15 protein-coding genes are annotated in these 15348 nt (G+C 46.0%); 7 read left to right on the top strand and 8 right to left on the bottom strand.

What is annotated here, in order from left to right; all coding sequences use genetic code 11:
• The first annotated feature begins 34 nt into the window (after positions 1-34).
• On the top strand, positions 35-298 hold the full coding sequence (locus QUA04_RS15850) for a type II toxin-antitoxin system HicA family toxin (RefSeq protein ID WP_333258278.1): 264 nt from the start codon (positions 35-37) through the stop codon (positions 296-298).
• Entirely contained in the window at positions 295-513 is a 219-nt protein-coding gene (locus tag QUA04_RS15845) for a type II toxin-antitoxin system HicB family antitoxin (protein ID WP_333258277.1), read from the top strand. The genes QUA04_RS15850 and QUA04_RS15845 overlap by 4 nt, the downstream gene beginning before the upstream one ends.
• Here the strand turns inward: QUA04_RS15845 and QUA04_RS15840 are convergent.
• From QUA04_RS15840 to QUA04_RS15805, 8 genes are all read right to left on the bottom strand, one after another.
• Positions 510-716 carry a hypothetical protein gene (locus tag QUA04_RS15840; protein ID WP_333140518.1) on the bottom strand — a complete coding sequence of 69 codons (207 nt, stop codon included), beginning with the start codon at positions 714-716 and terminating at the stop codon, positions 510-512. The genes QUA04_RS15845 and QUA04_RS15840 overlap by 4 nt on opposite strands.
• A gap of 252 nt (positions 717-968) precedes the next feature.
• Positions 969-2291, bottom strand: coding sequence for a CO2 hydration protein (locus QUA04_RS15835; RefSeq protein ID WP_333258276.1), 1323 nt, complete (start codon positions 2289-2291; stop codon positions 969-971).
• Positions 2292-2468: 177 nt separating this feature from the next.
• Positions 2469-4022, bottom strand: a complete 1554-nt coding sequence (locus QUA04_RS15830; protein WP_333258275.1) for an NADH-quinone oxidoreductase subunit M — start codon at positions 4020-4022, stop codon at positions 2469-2471.
• Positions 4023-4266: 244 nt separating this feature from the next.
• The gene (locus QUA04_RS15825; RefSeq protein WP_333258274.1) at positions 4267-4986 is read right to left on the bottom strand and encodes a carbonic anhydrase; all 720 of its coding nucleotides are present in this window, start codon (positions 4984-4986) and stop codon (positions 4267-4269) included.
• A gap of 96 nt (positions 4987-5082) precedes the next feature.
• Positions 5083-6942, bottom strand: coding sequence for an NAD(P)H-quinone oxidoreductase subunit F (locus QUA04_RS15820; protein WP_333258273.1), 1860 nt, complete (start codon positions 6940-6942; stop codon positions 5083-5085).
• A 335-nt stretch (positions 6943-7277) separates the two neighbouring features.
• The gene (locus QUA04_RS15815; RefSeq protein WP_333258272.1) at positions 7278-8306 is read right to left on the bottom strand and encodes a glycosyltransferase; all 1029 of its coding nucleotides are present in this window, start codon (positions 8304-8306) and stop codon (positions 7278-7280) included.
• 319 nt (positions 8307-8625) lie between these two features.
• On the bottom strand, positions 8626-9741 hold the full coding sequence (gene mraY / locus QUA04_RS15810) for a phospho-N-acetylmuramoyl-pentapeptide-transferase (RefSeq protein ID WP_333258271.1): 1116 nt from the start codon (positions 9739-9741) through the stop codon (positions 8626-8628).
• Positions 9742-9871: 130 nt separating this feature from the next.
• On the bottom strand, positions 9872-10111 hold the full coding sequence (locus QUA04_RS15805; protein ID WP_006631296.1) for a DUF3134 domain-containing protein: 240 nt from the start codon (positions 10109-10111) through the stop codon (positions 9872-9874).
• Between the two features lie 412 nt (positions 10112-10523).
• Between QUA04_RS15805 and QUA04_RS15800 the strand changes: the two genes are divergently transcribed.
• The 5 genes from QUA04_RS15800 to QUA04_RS15780 all read left to right on the top strand — a co-directional run bounded on the left by QUA04_RS15800 (position 10524) and on the right by QUA04_RS15780 (position 15129).
• Positions 10524-12200: a glycosyltransferase family 4 protein gene (locus QUA04_RS15800; protein ID WP_333258270.1), complete on the top strand. Its 1677-nt coding sequence runs from the start codon at positions 10524-10526 to the stop codon at positions 12198-12200.
• Between the two features lie 158 nt (positions 12201-12358).
• Positions 12359-12943: a PAP/fibrillin family protein gene (locus tag QUA04_RS15795; protein ID WP_333258269.1), complete on the top strand. Its 585-nt coding sequence runs from the start codon at positions 12359-12361 to the stop codon at positions 12941-12943.
• Positions 12944-13255: 312 nt separating this feature from the next.
• Positions 13256-13393, top strand: coding sequence for a hypothetical protein (locus QUA04_RS15790; RefSeq protein ID WP_333258268.1), 138 nt, complete (start codon positions 13256-13258; stop codon positions 13391-13393).
• A gap of 502 nt (positions 13394-13895) precedes the next feature.
• Positions 13896-14063 (top strand): DUF433 domain-containing protein, encoded by a 168-nt coding sequence (locus QUA04_RS15785; RefSeq protein WP_333258267.1) that lies wholly within the window; start codon positions 13896-13898, stop codon positions 14061-14063.
• 250 nt (positions 14064-14313) lie between these two features.
• Complete coding sequence (locus tag QUA04_RS15780; protein ID WP_333258266.1) at positions 14314-15129, top strand: PD-(D/E)XK nuclease family protein; 816 nt, start codon at positions 14314-14316, stop codon at positions 15127-15129.
• Positions 15130-15348: the final 219 nt, after the last annotated feature.

Genomic DNA, 15348 nt, shown 5'->3' with positions numbered 1-15348 from the left:
ACTGCGAGAATGGGGCAAGGAAAAATTAAAATAAATGGCTAAGTGGGAAAATGGAGGTAGAAAATGGACAATCACCATGCCTAGAAAAATTCGCGAGTTAAAAGCTCAGATTACCCGTGAGGGCTTTATTTATTTGCCAAAACGCGGAAAAGGCAGCCATGAGAGATGGCAGCATCCTTTGATTGGGAAGACATTAACAATTCCAGGCAAAGACGGAGATGATGTGCCACGCTATTTAGAGAAGCAGTTGGCAATATTGTTAGCCGAACTAGACGAGTTAAAGGAGGAAGATTCATGAATCGATACAGTATGATCGTCCAATGGTCTGACGAGGATCAACTTTTCCTCGTGACGATTCCAGAGTTTGCCGAGCGCGTTGTCATGCCCTGTACCCACGGCAAAACCCGCGAAGAAGCCATCCGAAATGGCGAAGAAGTGCTCGAAATGTATCTAGAAGCTTGGCAGGAAGAAGGTGAACCCATCCCCGCACCTAGCATTCTTCAAATCGCCTAGAACACCTCATCTTCGATTCCCAGCCACCATTCCCCCAGATTCATTAAATCTTTGTGAATGTCTGTAAGTTCTGTCATATACTCTTCAGCAGAAATCTCCGATCGCCTTTCCTGCAATTTTTTCAGCCGCAATTGCACCAACAGCCAAGGTTTGGAAATCCCGTCCGTTGCTTCGATATATTTGGCTAGCTCTTTGCTGTCCATAGTTATTGGTTATTTTTTATATCGGAATGATTAAACCGCAGAGAACGCAGAGAACGCAGAGGAAGAGAAGAGAGAGATGAATAATTCTGATACCAACTAATCTAATATTATAGGACTTTTGAAACGCCTTAAAAAGCTCTGATTTTTCCCAGTCGGTTTCAACCGACTTTAACTTTGAGCCAGGGGTTGAAACCCCTGGCGGACTGGCGGAGTGGCGGACTTGGAAGCTAAGATGCTGCCCGCAAACATCCTTTACCTGTAATCCGAAGTCTGAATATTCTTCAACTTCGCAGCATATTTCATGCCGTATTCCGGGCGACAGAAGCGATCGAGCTGAGCCTCAAAGAAAGCCCGATTTGCCTTCAAATGCTTTGGATTCGGGTCATCTAAAGGATACAAAAGAGCAGTCCGCAACGCTTGAAACACCGCCGAAGTTACGCAGTACATCGAACGCTGAAATGTCACCCCAATTTGATTGAGGATATCATCTTCGCCGCGACAGCGCTGTTTGTAGAAATCCATCAAATAAGGTGGCAGGAAATGCAGCATATCTTGTGCTAGCAAAGTCGGCGGAATCCCCGCCGTACCTACCGGGAATTTGTCTGCATACAAAACTCCGAAGTGGAAGTCTTTTTGGTCGTCAGGAACTTCCTTAGCTTGAGCGTTATAAGATTTGGTGCCTCGGAATGGCGAAGTGCGGTAAAATACAGCTTCCACGTAAGGTAACGCTGCTTCATAAAGCCAAGTGAAACCTTTAGATTTCGGGATGATTTCGTAGGTTTCGCCGTCGATTTGAACGTGGTGGTAAATCGGACGACCGGCGATCGCAAATATGCCATTTACTAGGAAATCCATCGCCTGCGGGACTGTGGTAACTTTCCCTTCGTCGTAAAGGTCGGAAACTTCAAAAAACACCGGTGCCATTACTTCCCAGAATAAACCGAGATTGCTGTAATAAGACATTTGGCGGCACTGTTCTAAAAACATTTCGGGAAATGCTTTGTGAAGTGCCAGCATGAACGGGTCTTTTTTGAAGTAAGCTTTAATTGCCCGATCGGCATTAGCCTTATATTCGTCACTGTCCAAATAAGGATCGAATTGATTGGTCGGCACGTACAAGCCCCGGTGCCAAAGCATTGACCTCATGCACTCTTCGGCAAATTCCATGTTAATGCGATCGTGCCACAAATGGTGAAACAGCCGGGGGATTTTCCCTGTTTCACCCTTCTCCATGAACTCCAAGAGTTCCGGGTGAACGCTGCCAGTCCCGCGCCAAATCCGCAAATCTGCACCGTCGCCTGCATAGTGATTTTGTAAATCTAAATACTCTTGGGGTAAAAAGTATTTAAAGAAAGGAAGCGGGTGTAAAAATACCCGTTCGGCGATGTAAAGCAAATCCCGCCAGTAAAAGTCCATCGGCACTGCGTAAGCTTTCCAAATAGCGATGATTTGCATCAGATTTTCCGGCGTATCTGGAATCATCGCGCCGCCAGCTTCCAGTCTGTGAATTACCTCAGCAAATTGGTGTTTGGAAGGAGGTAGTTTAGTTGCTGGTTTATTAGGGGTTTGTACCATTGTTTCTTCCTTTGATTGAGTGAATCTAAATATTTTGAATTATTGCAAAAAGCTGCGATTCTTTAACTGGTTTTCCGGCTCTGCTTTGGAACCGATATCCAGGCCGACGAGCCGGAAAATTGGAGGCATAGCCTCCGGATCTGCGCTTCCAGGCAGAGCCTGGAAACGAGTAGATTCTTAGTCTGCGGAGGCGGACTTCGTTTGTGTAGACGCGATTTCAAGAGCCGAATGTTCTAGGGGATAGCTAATAGCAACTTGGGTATTTCTGTCCGCAGGAAGAGTAGCAACGATCGCGTTTGTAGTAGATTCGCTCCACTTTAGCAGCCAAGCAGGCTGAATTCCCAACACAAAAATGATGCCCGCCAAAACCAGCGCCGGCATATTTTCACCAAACGTAACAGGAGGGTAGTAAGCCGTGGCATTGTCCAACTTTCCAAAACAGGTGCGGTTGAGCAGAATCACAAAGTAAACTGCTGTTAAACCAGAAGCTAAAATGCAGACTAAAGTTGGAATTGGAAAAATCGAGAAACTGCCTTGAAACACTAAAAATTCGGCAATAAAACCCACCAAACCGGGAATTCCGGCGCTTGCCATGCCGCCCAAAACTAACAGGGAACTGGCAGTGGGTAAACCCCGCATTGGGTTCATCAAACCATTGAGCACGTCCAAATCCCGCGTGCCAACTTTGGTTTCGATGATGCCTACCAAATAAAATAGCAAAGCTAAAATTAAGCCGTGGCTTACCATTTGCCCGACAGCGCCGATTAAGGCGAGTTTCGTACCCGCAGCGCAGGCAACGAGGATGTAGCCCATATGTCCGATCGAACTATAGGCTACCATGCGTTTGATATCTTTTTGGGCGATCGCGCTCAAAGCACCGTACATCACGCTGACAGTCCCGATAATCGCTAAACCGGGAGCTATAATCGACCAAGTTTCGGGAAACATCTGCAAGCCAAACCGCACTAAACCGTAAGTTCCCAACTTCGCCAGAATCCCTCCCAGCAAAATTGCTGTTGCTGGCGAAGCTTCCACGTAAGCATCCGGTAGCCAAGTGTGCAGTGGCACCAAGGGAATTTTAATTCCCAACCCAATTAGCAAAATTGTTAGCAGGATTAACTGCAAATTTCTCGGCAATTCTTGAGTGGTAATCGCACTGTAATCGAAATTTAAAGAACCGCTCAGCCAAGCCACACCCAAAAATGCTGCTAGCACTAAAAGTCCTGAAACTGCTGTGTAGATCAAAAACTTCATGGCAGCGTATTCCCGCTGCTTTCCGCCCCAAATCGCAATCAACAGGTAAAAAGGAATTAATTCTACTTCGTAAAACAGTACAAACAGCAGCAAATTTTGAGACATCAAAGCTCCGGCAACACCAGCATTGATTAGCAAAATCAAAGCGTAGTAAAGCTGGGGGCGATCCATCTTTTCGCCAGTGCCGTAAATGACTAATAGCGTCAGCAAAGCACTTAAAACCAGCAGCGGCAAGGACAAACCGTCAATGCCCAAGTTGTAGCTCAAACCTAATTGTGGAATCCAAGGCCAATATTCTTGAAATTGCAGTCCCGAATTTGCTGTATCGAATTGAGTCAACAGCCAGATATTCAAAATGAAAATAGCAGAAGCAAAAGCCGAGGCTATTGAACGCAGGCGCATCCCATTGATATTTCCGGGCAGGAACCCGACTACCGCAGCGCCCAACGCAGGCAACCAGAGCAAGGCACTAAGCATAATGTGTCAAGAGTAAAGAGTAAAGAGTAAAGAATCAATTTTTCTGGTTTTTGTGTGTGATAATTTCCGTCCTGAACGCAAAGGACACAGGTTGTAAGGTGCGTCCGAACCCCAAGCCCTCGCTAATCCGTCTATAACTCGGTATGACGCACCCTACAAGTCGATCGTCCTCTGCCTGGGACTTTGATCCTGAATTTGAGAGTTTAGATGTTAACTTTTCTCAAATTATCAATCTCCAATTGCCTCACGGCAAAGTAACCATACTGACTGCCCCCGTGTCTAAATCGTAGTATCCACCAACAACTTTCAGTTTATTCTCCGCAATTAACTTAGAGATAACTGGAGATGCTTTCAACTTGTTAGCTTGCAGCCTAACATTCGCTTTGACGGCATTTTCTAGACGATCGCCCGCTTGGTCTTTCGAGCTTTCTACCGCCGGCTTAATGGCGTCGATTAAACTGCCAATTTGACCGGGAACTTGAGCTCCTTTGATGGTTGCGCCTACCGCACCACACCTTTCATGCCCGACTACCATAAGCACTTTTGCTCCCAGTACCAGTGTGCCAAATTCCAGGCTGCCAATTTCTTCTGCAGTAGCAATATTTCCGGCCACGCGACAGACAAATAAATCTCCCAATCCTTGATCGAAGATAATTTCCGAAGGAAAGCGGGAATCTGCACAGCCGAGAATACAAGCAAAGGGTTTTTGAGTTTGGGCAACTTCGGTGAGGCGCCCAAAGTCTTGGTGGGGATTTTGGCGTTTGCTCTCAACAAACCGCTTGTTGCCGTCCATTAACTTTTGCAGAGCAGCATCGGGAGTCGAGTCATTTTGAGCAATTGCCGGTTCGGGTGCAGCCAAATCAGCGCCTGCTCGTGCTGCGAGTATGCCTGTACCAATAGCACCTGCGACAAATTTGAGGGAATTGCGCCGGGAAAGATTCAATTTGTCGTTATTTTGGTTCATTTATGCTGCCTTGAGTTGGAAATCTTTGTTTAAGACTTCATATTTTTAAGATTTTAGATTAAAACTGTCACCTAAAATCTTAAAATTTATATCTATTTACCCACCTACTATCAGCGACAGGCGAGCTAGCAGTGGCCAGCTTATGAGCAGTCCCAAAAGTGCAACGCCGAACAGAATTGTCAAGGCGTAAAACTGAGTTTGACCGTTAACGTTGTATTTGAGGCTTTGCCCGCTGAAAACTGTGGCCAAACCGATTAAGTTCACGAATCCGTCAACAATATTGCGATCGATCCAAGAGATAACTTGAGCAACTAGACCGACTGCAAATATCACTGTCACCCGGTAAAGTTTGGCAGTGTAAAAGTCGTAAGCAAAAAAGTCTTGCAAAGCTTGAGAACCAATTCGCACCGGTTTTTCCCATTTTTCGTTCAGGTAAACAAATGCTCCGGCACCGATGCCGATCACCGTTGACAAAACTAGCAATCCAGTTGCAGTATAATTCAAACTTGCCCCAGGCAATAAATGCCAGGCCGCCAGCAAGTGCGGAACGTGCAAAGTAAAGCCCATTAAAACAGTCATCGGCAAGATAAAAGGCCAGTGAACTTCCGGTGAGCGTTCGGTCATTTGCTTTGGTTTGCCGCCGAAAACTAAACCGAAGACGCGCACCAAGCCAAAAGCAGTGATGCCGTTTACAAACAGCACTATTCCTAACAAGAAAGGGTGAGTTGGCGAAAGCCCGGATGTGAAGTCTTCTAAAGCCCAGAAACAGCCGAAGGGCGGCAGTCCCACCAATCCAGCGCTACCGACAATAAACGATATAGCCGATATCGGCCGCTTTCTCCACAAACCGCCGAGAGCTCGGACATCCTGAGTGATGCTGTTCCAAACTACCGAACCGATGCTCATCACCAGCAAACCCATTGCCAAGCTGTAGGCAAATATTAAGGTCAGGGCTGTCTGGGCTTGTCCGGTGCCGACGGCGATAAATACTAAGCCCATGTAAGAGCTGACTATATAGGAAAGCGTTCGCTTGATGTCGATTTGGGCGATCGCAATTAATGAAGCACCCACCGCTGTCGCAGCACCTACAGCAATAGTTGCCGTCATCCCAATCGGCGACAAAGCAATCACTGGCTGCAACTTAATCAATATCCAAGCACCAGTTTCGACAACTACCGTGTTCCGCAAAATCGTCGCCGGCAGCGGGCCTTCCATCGCCTCATCCAGCCACAGGTGCAAGGGAAACTGAGCGCACTTACCCATCGGACCGGCAATCAAAGCTAAAGTCAGCAGCGTCGCTACAGTAGGGTCAAGCTTTGCAGTCTGGGCCCAAACAGCCAACTCGTCAAAATTCCAAGTTCCAGCCAGCGGCAGAATTGCGACTACTCCCATCAGCAGGAATAAATCTCCCACCCGCTTGGTTAAGAAAGCGTCGCGGGCGCCTGTCACCACCAAAGACTGATTGAACCACAGCCCGACTAGCAGGTAAGTACCCAAAGTCAGAACTTCCAAAATCATGTAGCTGAAGAAGAGAGAATTGCACAGTACCAAGCCGCACATCCCGGCTTCAAACAGCCCCATCAGAGAAAAGAACCGAGCCCAGCCCCAGTCCATTTCCATGTAACCGAAAGCATAAATCTGCGCCAGCAAGTTCAGTCCGGTAACCAAAACTGTCGCCCCGACGGTGACAGCAGAGATTTCTACGGGAATGGTTAAGTCTAAACCTGCTACATTCAGCCAGGGAATAAACTGGTGTTGTGTCGGTTGGTTCCAGATAGCTGTGAGGGCGATGACGCCGTGTAGGAAAGCGAAGAAGGTTAATATGGCGTTCACGTAACCGGATGGTCTTGGCCCCGTGCGGCGGGTAACTGCTGGAAACCACAGCATCGACAGAACTCCGCCGATGAGTGGATAGCAAGGTATAAACCAAACGGTCTGGAGTAAGATTTGATCCATTGGCATTACTTGTAAAGGTTACAAAAATTTAAAAATCTGAGAATAATTCCGCTCGCGCTGACGACAGCAGTGAAAAGCCCGAAGGCAGAAGTAAAGAAAATTTAGGGGTTTGCCTCTGAGTTTCTTCGCCTCGTCAAACCGAGCGCTTCAGAATAGACTTATTAATTTTATATTAAGTATTGCGTTAAATTTTCATATTTCGGATTCAGCATATTTATTTGTACCGATAAACTCTACTTATAGGTATATATAGACGCGGATTGTGTACAAACGAATACTTGTCGATCGCAAGTGCGATCGAACAATGATTTATTGCTCTAAAATATTAAAACCGATTAAAACCGCTCAATCTGCCAAGCTGATTCGGGAAGTTTGGCTTGGCGCTGTCCCATCGCCCTTGCCCTAACATTAACTAGACCGATCGGCGTATTAAACAAATCTACCAGATCCGCTCGGGCGATCCTCTTCGTTGGCGTAGCCGCCGTAGGGGCGGGCTTCGCTAACGCACTTTTGGCAGCAGCAACCGGAAATTCCTTTAACAGCCATCTAGCCAGCCGATAACAATATTCCCCTGTTGTGAATTCTCGCATCAAATCGACACCGTAGAGTTCGTGCAAATATTTATTAGACTCGCCGTACCGATACCATTGACTTTGCAACTGTTTTATTGTAGAACGGTGGCGGTGTCGGACGATCGCATTTTCGGCAAAATACATTTTATAGGATGTTTCCCGCAAAATCCGCCAACACAAGTCAGCATCGCCGCCGCTGGTAAGGTAAGGGCGAAATAATCCTATTTCTTGTAAAACTAGCCTCCGTACAGCTAAGTTGGCGGTTTGACCGTAGGGACAAAAAGGGTGAGCAAGAGTATGTTTTTGAGATAAAGTATTTTGGCGATCGGCGTGTTGTTCTAAGATAGTTTTACCGGGCAATGCGAGTATTTCCCCAGCGCTAATTCCTACTTCTAAGTCAACAAATGGTTTAACTAAATTTTCCAGCCAGTCAGATTCCGGGCGACAGTCTGCATCAGTAAATGCAATGATTTCGCCTGTTGATGCGCGAATTCCTTTATTGCGGGCGGCGTAGGAACTTTGAATCTGGTTTTCGGTGAGGTGGCGAATGGTTATTCGATTGAAATTGCTTCCCCCCGTTACCAAGGGGGGGAGTGAGGGGGGGTTAGAGGCTGCTGTTTGGATGATGGTTGAAGTGCGATCGCGACTGTTATTGTCTACTAAGAGATATTCTACACTGTCGATCGGATAAGTTTGCGATCGCAGGCACTCGATCAACTCCGGCAAATCCATCTCGCCGTTGTAAACAGGCACAACCACCGAAACTTGTGGTAAAAATCCGCCACTGTTCATTAGTCCTCTATGCAGCTTTTTGAGTCAATTAGGAGTAAAGTTCTTACTGAGAACAAGTTTTATTGCAGCTTAACTTATCGCATAATTTCTACTTCTGTGCCTTTGTCCACAAACTGATACAACTCCTTAACATCCTTATTTTCAAGTGAGTGGAACAGGGGGGAAAGCCAGTTTTTGAGCTTTTTTTTGAGTCTTAAACGGGCAAGATGCCCGTTCCACAACTGCATTGAGTTCCTGTAGAACGGGCATCTTATTTGTTTTTGAACATTGCACCAAATATCTCTTACATCCCCTGCACAATCCGTTACCAAATCCGCTGTTAACTGTTGCTAGTCAACATCAAAATCATTAACACTAACACCCCGTTTGTTAAATAAAATATCCCAACCACCTGAGTTTCCAACCAGCCGCACAACTCTAGATGATGGTGGAGTGGAGCCATTCTTAACAGACGCTTGCCGATTCCATCAGGCCCTTTTGTAGCTTTGTAATAACCTACTTGAGCAATTACTGACAGCGTTTCAATAAAGAAAATCCCGCTGATAATTAATAATATCCAAAGGCTATTTGTTAATAAAGCTACCCCACCCAACGCACCGCCCAAAGCTAAAGCCCCTGTATCGCCCATAAACACCTTGGCTGGATTGCGGTTGTGAGCTAAGAAACCGAAACAACTGCCGCTGATGCAAGCGCAAAAAATCATTAATTCTGGCGAAGTTGAGGCTACAGATGCGCCCAATCCCAAAAGTGCGATCGCGCCCAAACCGCCCATCAACCCGTCAACACCATCGGTAAGATTAGTAGCATTGCTTTCGGCAACTAGCACAAAACCCGCCAGCGGCCAGAACAGCAAACCTAAGGGCAATACCCAACCGAAAGGCAAAGCAACATTCGTAGAAATAGCAGGTTGATGAAACATCAGCCACAGACAAAATAGAGCAGCAAAACTTATTTGCAAAGCCAATTTCATCCGAGGTGAAATACCTTTGTTCGACTTGCGTCGCAGAATTTGCCAGTCATCGAGCCAGCCAATGAAACCGTAAGCCAAAGTTAAAGCCGATACGGCAACAACATCTGAGTTAAACTTAGACCAAAGTAAAGCGACTGCTACCCCTGCGGGTATAAAAAAGATGCCTCCCATGGTCGGCGTTCCCGCTTTTTTCAAATGGGCTTGGGGGCCGTCTTCGCGAATTATTTGTCCTGCTTTTAGTTGCTGGAGTACGGGCACAACTGCATAGCCCAACCCCGACGCAACTAAAGCACAAACAACTAGCGGCATAAATAGCGATGCAGGTAAATTCAAAAATCTATCCGCTGCTACATCTAAACCGATCGCTACAATGCCGAGCCCCAAACCCAGCAGCAGGAATAAATTCCTGCCTGTAAGTTTGAAAGGCAGACTAAAAGGGATTTTCTCATCCACAAAGTTATCCATAACACTCCTCACCACACACTATTTGAGAATAAGCAATTGACTATTGGGGAATAGGGTGCGATACAGGAGATTGAGAAATCTCTTAGTTTTTCTTCCCTGTTTCCGGTTGATTTCTTCACCCTTCTACCCGTTATTCTTCGCCTACACTCACATCCTCTTCTACTTCCTCTTCTAAATCATCGTAAGGACTGTCGTCAACTGCCATAAGTTCAGAAATTTCTTCTTCGTGCAGATAGTCGGGTTCTTGGACATCCCTTGCTAACAGGCGATTGTTAGATTCCAACCAGTCTAAAAGAGAAGATTGCTGCTTTAATGGAATTACATCCGCAGGCAAGTGGCGAGGTATTTGACGCAGAGATGGGTTGTACATGATTCTCGGTTTTTAAAGACAAAGACGCGATCGAGTAGAGGTAACGTTTTGCCGACGAACTGCTCCTTTGATAAAGCACTTGCAAATCGGGCATTGAGCAAGGCTAAAGCATTATACCACAGGCACTGTTTGGTTCCGGATCGGATAAGATGGGAGACCCAAAAGGCGATCGCCCCCAAGCATGGGCATGAGGATAACACTAAAATCCGCTCTTGCCAATCCTTCTTTAGCCGTAAGCATTGTAATCTGAGATGATCGTCTTTAAGATATCGCGGGACACGCGGCGATCCTATTCTGCAAGCTTGGCTAACGGCAAGGCGTTGATTCACAACAGTCTCCTGGTTTTTCATCAAAGCCTGAGCCCGCATACCCTCTGGCTTCTTCAGTCAACTCTCAAGCAATAAATCTCAGAATGGATATAACGGCAGCGGTTTTATACAACAAAGAGGGTTACCACACCGGAGGGAAAAAACTTCTGGGGCGTCATTCAGCCGGAGAAGGGTTTCTCAAAAGCTTAGTCCAACACGGAACCGCTGACTCTCTCTACTGTTGCGCCGATAGCGAAACAACCTTTAAGGAGTTTTGTTCGCACATCCAACCTTGGCTGCAAAAACCTCGGAAAGTCCGCTGGATTCCAATGGAACGACCGGATTTGCTATCTCAACCGGGCACAATTTACCGACCCGATCCGGTTCTGTCGCAGATGGTGTGGGCGCGCAGATTTGTCGATCAGCGGGCCTACAGCGTTTGCGGCGTTACTCACACGATCGGTACAAAATACATCATGGAGGCGATCGGCGATTTGATCACCGCACCCATGCAGCCTTGGGACGCCCTGATCTGCACCTCTGCCGCCGTGAAAACAGCAGTAGAAGGAGTTATGAGGGAGTGGTCTGAATATTTAGCCCAGCGGAACGGCGGTAAACCGGAAATTTTGGTCAAATTCCCCGTTATTCCCCTAGGAGTGGATTGCAGCGCGTTTCCGCAGGGTGTGGAAGCAGTTAATAGTCGCCACCAAATGCGACAAGAACTCGGCATTTCTCCCGAAGATATTGTTGTGTTATTTGTCGGTCGATTGACTTTTTCTGCAAAAGCTCATCCGGTACCCATGTACATCGCCCTAGAACGGGCCGCACAACAGACAAAAGCCAAAATCCACTTAATTCAAGCTGGTTGGATCGAAGATCCGAGAGAAGAACCCGACTTTAAAAATAGCGCACAAATATTTTGTCAGTCGGTGAATGCTATTTTTTTAGATGGGAGGCAGCCGGAAATTAGAATAAATATTTGGTCGGCGGCCGATATTTTCATTTCGCTGTCCGACAACATTCAAGAATCCTTTGGACTGACACCAATAGAAGCTATGGCGAACGGACTGCCGGCCATAGTCTCCGATTGGAACGGATACAAAGAATCTGTACGCCACGAAATAGACGGCTTCCGCATTCCCACACTCATCCCGCCCCCGGAATCTTGTTTAGATTTAGCCCTAAATTATCTTGACGGCAGCTTAAATTGGCCGACTTACATGGGTCACACTTCCCTCGCCACAGCAGTTGACATTGATGCTTGCACCCTGGCGTTATGCCAATTAATTGAAAACCCCGAATTGAGAAAGCGGATGGGGGAAAATGCCAGACAAAGGGCGAGGGAAATTTATGATTGGAAAGTAGTAATTGCTGCTTACGAACAATTGTGGCGGGAATTAGCAGAAATTCGCCTAGCGGCACCGGAGTCAGCACCTTTAAAACCCGGGAAGCCGCCTTATCCCCTAGGCGACGATCCGTTTCGGGTATTGGGTAATTATGCGACTAGAAGTTTAAGCAATGAGATGATGCTGAGTCTGGGTGCGATCGCCACACCAGAACTTCTGAGAGAGTTGCAAACAATTTGGTTTACCAACTTCGGTCAGGACAGAAGAATCTCTGTTAACATTCAGATAGAGATATTGGATGCGATCGAGCAAAAGGGTGCTGTCAGCGTCGGAGAAGTTCTCAACCGTTATACCAAAAACGACCAAGAATTAGCATCCCTGTATCGGACTCTGCTCTATCTGGTGAAATTTGGTATCTTAGTTATTAGTTGTTAATACTATGCGGACTCGGCGATTAAAATCGCTACTACAGAAAATTTCGTCCCTCTCGCTTGAGACTGAAGAAAAGAGCGGTCTGACTTTTGCCTGACGCTCGATAATTAATCCGTGTATTCGTGTCAAAATCCGTGTGGAGTCTTTCTTATTAAAAAATCATGCTTAGAAAATCTGCACTATTAGAGATAATTGCTGGTAAGAATCGCGGTTTGCTGGCGACTCCCAGCGACAAACAAGCGATTTTAAGCGCGATCGCCCAATTGGAAGATTACAACCCCACAACACGCCCTGTCGAAGCTGCAGAGCTTTTAAATGGAGATTGGCGGTTATTGTACACCACCAGCCGCGCCCTCCTGAATCTTGACGGTTTTCCCTTGGTGAAATTGGGTTCAATTTATCAATCTATCCGCGTCAAAGAATCTAAAATTTACAACATTGCCGAACTTTACGGCTTGCCTTACTTAGAAGGAATTGTCAGCGTGGCTGCGACATTTGAGGCGACTTCGGAACGGCGAGTGCAGGTGAAGTTTGAGCGGTCAATTTTCGGTTTAAGCAGGTTGATTGGCTATGAATCTCCTGTCAAGTTTATCAATGAGATTGAGTCGGGTAAAAAGTTCGCTGCTGTAGATTTCGGGTTCGATAGTCGCGAACAGCAGGGATGGTTGGATATTACTTATTTAGATAAAGATTTGCGGATCGGGCGCGGGAATGAAGGAAGTGTCTTTGTGTTGACAAAAGAGTGATTTTGTGCTGTTGATGTGCAGAGCGATCGCCCCTTAACTCATTCTAAATGTATCTTTCTTTTATCCGCGTTTATCTGCAGTTAAAAATCAAAAATCTATCACTTCTGCAAACAATTCAACACTCACTAAAACCCTCAAATCCATAGCCGATAAAAGCTTCAGATACGATAACCGTTAAAACTTAGCGTTAAGAATTGACAATTGACAATTATTGTGATATGTGCTTGAATTTTAATGGAAAAGGCGTTAGTACATTCCCGCCAAGAAACTTACTAACGCCTTTTGTGTACTTCTTACGAATACAACACGATTATGCCACAAAACGGTTATCAACAGGGATTCGCAGCGAATCCTGGTGCGATGGCGTACCAAAAACGCCTTTACCCTTGGGCGATCGCCAAACTCATGCCCAGTATGCAGCGGGCGATTGTGGGGCGATTTCGCAGTTGATCGGATGCTGACGGGCACTTGCTGTGTCTGCGTCAACTCATGCCTCAGACAACGTTTGTCGTAGTCTTCGACTTGCAACCACACTAAAAGTAGGGGCAAACCCCCGTGGTTGCCCCTCTAAGAGTAGGGTAGACGCGGGGGCATTACCCCTCCAAATTGTTCACAATTCATACAGGATTGCTATATCAGAAATGCGATTTTTATGTGGCGATTGAGGGATTGCCAATTGTTTTACTGTGGTAGATTTTAAAACTTTAGGGTGAGGGAAATGGGACGGCGGCGAGGTAGTTTGCTCAACAAATTTGGAATTTGTAAATGGGGGGGGAAAAGTGCGCTCACACTTAATATTTCTCAATTATTTACGCAATTCTCACTTAAATAGAACCGTCAAGGGCATAAACAGTTACACATTTCAAGAATAAATCTATATAATCAAGTTAACTGAATTGAGAAAATATATGGCAACAACTGTAGTAGATATCGGGACTTTAATTATCCGCGATTGCAACCTTCGAGTTGGCCTCCGATTATTGCTGAAACTGGTACTTCTGTCCGCCGCATCGCCGTTTTGTACAAGCAGGGTAACAGTGCGGAAGAAATTGCTAGGCTGATGACTCACTTATCGATCACACAAGTTTATGCAGCTTTAACGTATTATCACGCTAATTGAGAAGAGATTGATACAGATTTAGCTGAGAAGAAGCTGACAAACAGTTAGCAGAGTTACACTACAAAAACCTCAAGACAAATTTATGAGCATCCGTACAGGGGAAAGAAACGTGCCATCGCACTCTCCTCCAAAAACGCGATAGCCCTAATTTATCTGCGTTTATCTCCGTCCATCTGCCGACATCTGCGGTTAAAAAAAGATCGATACCCCTTACAATCATAAAAAATATAAAATCTAAAATCCTAAAAAAATGCTCCGACTCTCCCAAACCCAACTCAAAATCCTCGAAGAATGCCCCCGCAAATTCCAACACAGCTACCTAGAACTCCTAGCCACCACCGCATCCCCAGAACACAAAGAAAAACTCACATGGGGAAGCCACTTTCACCTATTAATGCAGCAGCGAGAACTCGGACTTCCCATTGAATTTATAATCCAACAAGACCCCGAACTGGGACGCTGTGTGGCAGCATTTATCAACACCGCACCCGAACTTTTCGCTAATTCAGAAAATAGTGATCGAATTTTCCGCCAAGCCGAACACCCCCGCACCCTAATTTTCCAAGACTACCTATTCACCGTTATCTATGACTTGCTAATAGCCGAACCAAACGCCGCCCAAATTCTCGACTGGAAAACCTATCCCCGCCCTCAAAAATCAAAATGGATAGCCGAAAGTTGGCAAACCCGCCTCTATTTATACGTCTTAGTAGAAACCAGCGACTATTCCCCCGAACAAGTTTCCATGACATACTGGTTCGTACAATTGCAAGGAGAAGAACCGCCGCAAAAACTCACATTTTATTACAACCAAACAGAACACGAGCGCACAAAACAAGATTTAACCCGCCTATTGCACCAGCTAACCGACTGGCGACAGCGCTATACCGACAAAGGTGAATTCTTACCTCAAGTAGAAATTAGTTCCAATTTGTGCGATTCATGTCAATTTGCCACTCGCTGTAACCGCACACCTGACACCCAAGGTTCCTCACCATATCTTCCCGCAGAAACTCCCACAGATTGGCTGCCAAATCTTGCTATAATCGACGAAATATATATTTAACAGGACTACTGCAAAGTGTCACACGCGCGATCGACTTGTACGGTGCGTCAGAGTTGCGTTATCACTGGATAATTAAGGGTTTGAGTCTGACGCACATTACCATATATGCCACTGGTGTAAGTCCTATTTAACATACAAATAAGGTAGAAGTTCACGGGGGTAGCAAAAACCAAAAAAATCTGATAAGGTGAGGCACATGGAGAAGACAGTGCCGGAATT

Source organism: Microcoleus sp. S13_C5 (assembly GCF_036700845.1).
Taxonomy (GTDB): Bacteria; Cyanobacteriota; Cyanobacteriia; order Cyanobacteriales; family Microcoleaceae; genus Microcoleus.
Note: the sequence above shows the minus strand (reverse complement) of the source record. Positions and strands in the feature narration are given on the sequence as shown.

Bases quoted from the DNA above. Each gene is read 5' to 3' on its own strand.
- QUA04_RS15790 (WP_333258268.1), top strand. From the start codon at position 13,256: ATGCCACAAAACGGTTATCAACAGGGATTCGCAGCGAATCCTGGTGCG.
- QUA04_RS15840 (WP_333140518.1), bottom strand. From the start codon at position 716: ATGGACAGCAAAGAGCTAGCCAAATATATCGAAGCAACGGACGGGATT.
- QUA04_RS15820 (WP_333258273.1), bottom strand. From the start codon at position 6,942: ATGGATCAAATCTTACTCCAGACCGTTTGGTTTATACCTTGCTATCCA.
- QUA04_RS15835 (WP_333258276.1), bottom strand. From the start codon at position 2,291: ATGGTACAAACCCCTAATAAACCAGCAACTAAACTACCTCCTTCCAAA.
- QUA04_RS15800 (WP_333258270.1), top strand. From the start codon at position 10,524: ATGGATATAACGGCAGCGGTTTTATACAACAAAGAGGGTTACCACACC.
- QUA04_RS15805 (WP_006631296.1), bottom strand. From the start codon at position 10,111: ATGTACAACCCATCTCTGCGTCAAATACCTCGCCACTTGCCTGCGGAT.
- mraY (WP_333258271.1), bottom strand. From the start codon at position 9,741: ATGGATAACTTTGTGGATGAGAAAATCCCTTTTAGTCTGCCTTTCAAA.
- QUA04_RS15850 (WP_333258278.1), top strand. From the start codon at position 35: ATGGCTAAGTGGGAAAATGGAGGTAGAAAATGGACAATCACCATGCCT.
- QUA04_RS15825 (WP_333258274.1), bottom strand. From the start codon at position 4,986: ATGAACCAAAATAACGACAAATTGAATCTTTCCCGGCGCAATTCCCTC.
- QUA04_RS15845 (WP_333258277.1), top strand. From the start codon at position 295: ATGAATCGATACAGTATGATCGTCCAATGGTCTGACGAGGATCAACTT.
- QUA04_RS15815 (WP_333258272.1), bottom strand. From the start codon at position 8,306: ATGAACAGTGGCGGATTTTTACCACAAGTTTCGGTGGTTGTGCCTGTT.
- QUA04_RS15780 (WP_333258266.1), top strand. From the start codon at position 14,314: ATGCTCCGACTCTCCCAAACCCAACTCAAAATCCTCGAAGAATGCCCC.
- QUA04_RS15795 (WP_333258269.1), top strand. From the start codon at position 12,359: ATGCTTAGAAAATCTGCACTATTAGAGATAATTGCTGGTAAGAATCGC.
- QUA04_RS15830 (WP_333258275.1), bottom strand. From the start codon at position 4,022: ATGCTTAGTGCCTTGCTCTGGTTGCCTGCGTTGGGCGCTGCGGTAGTC.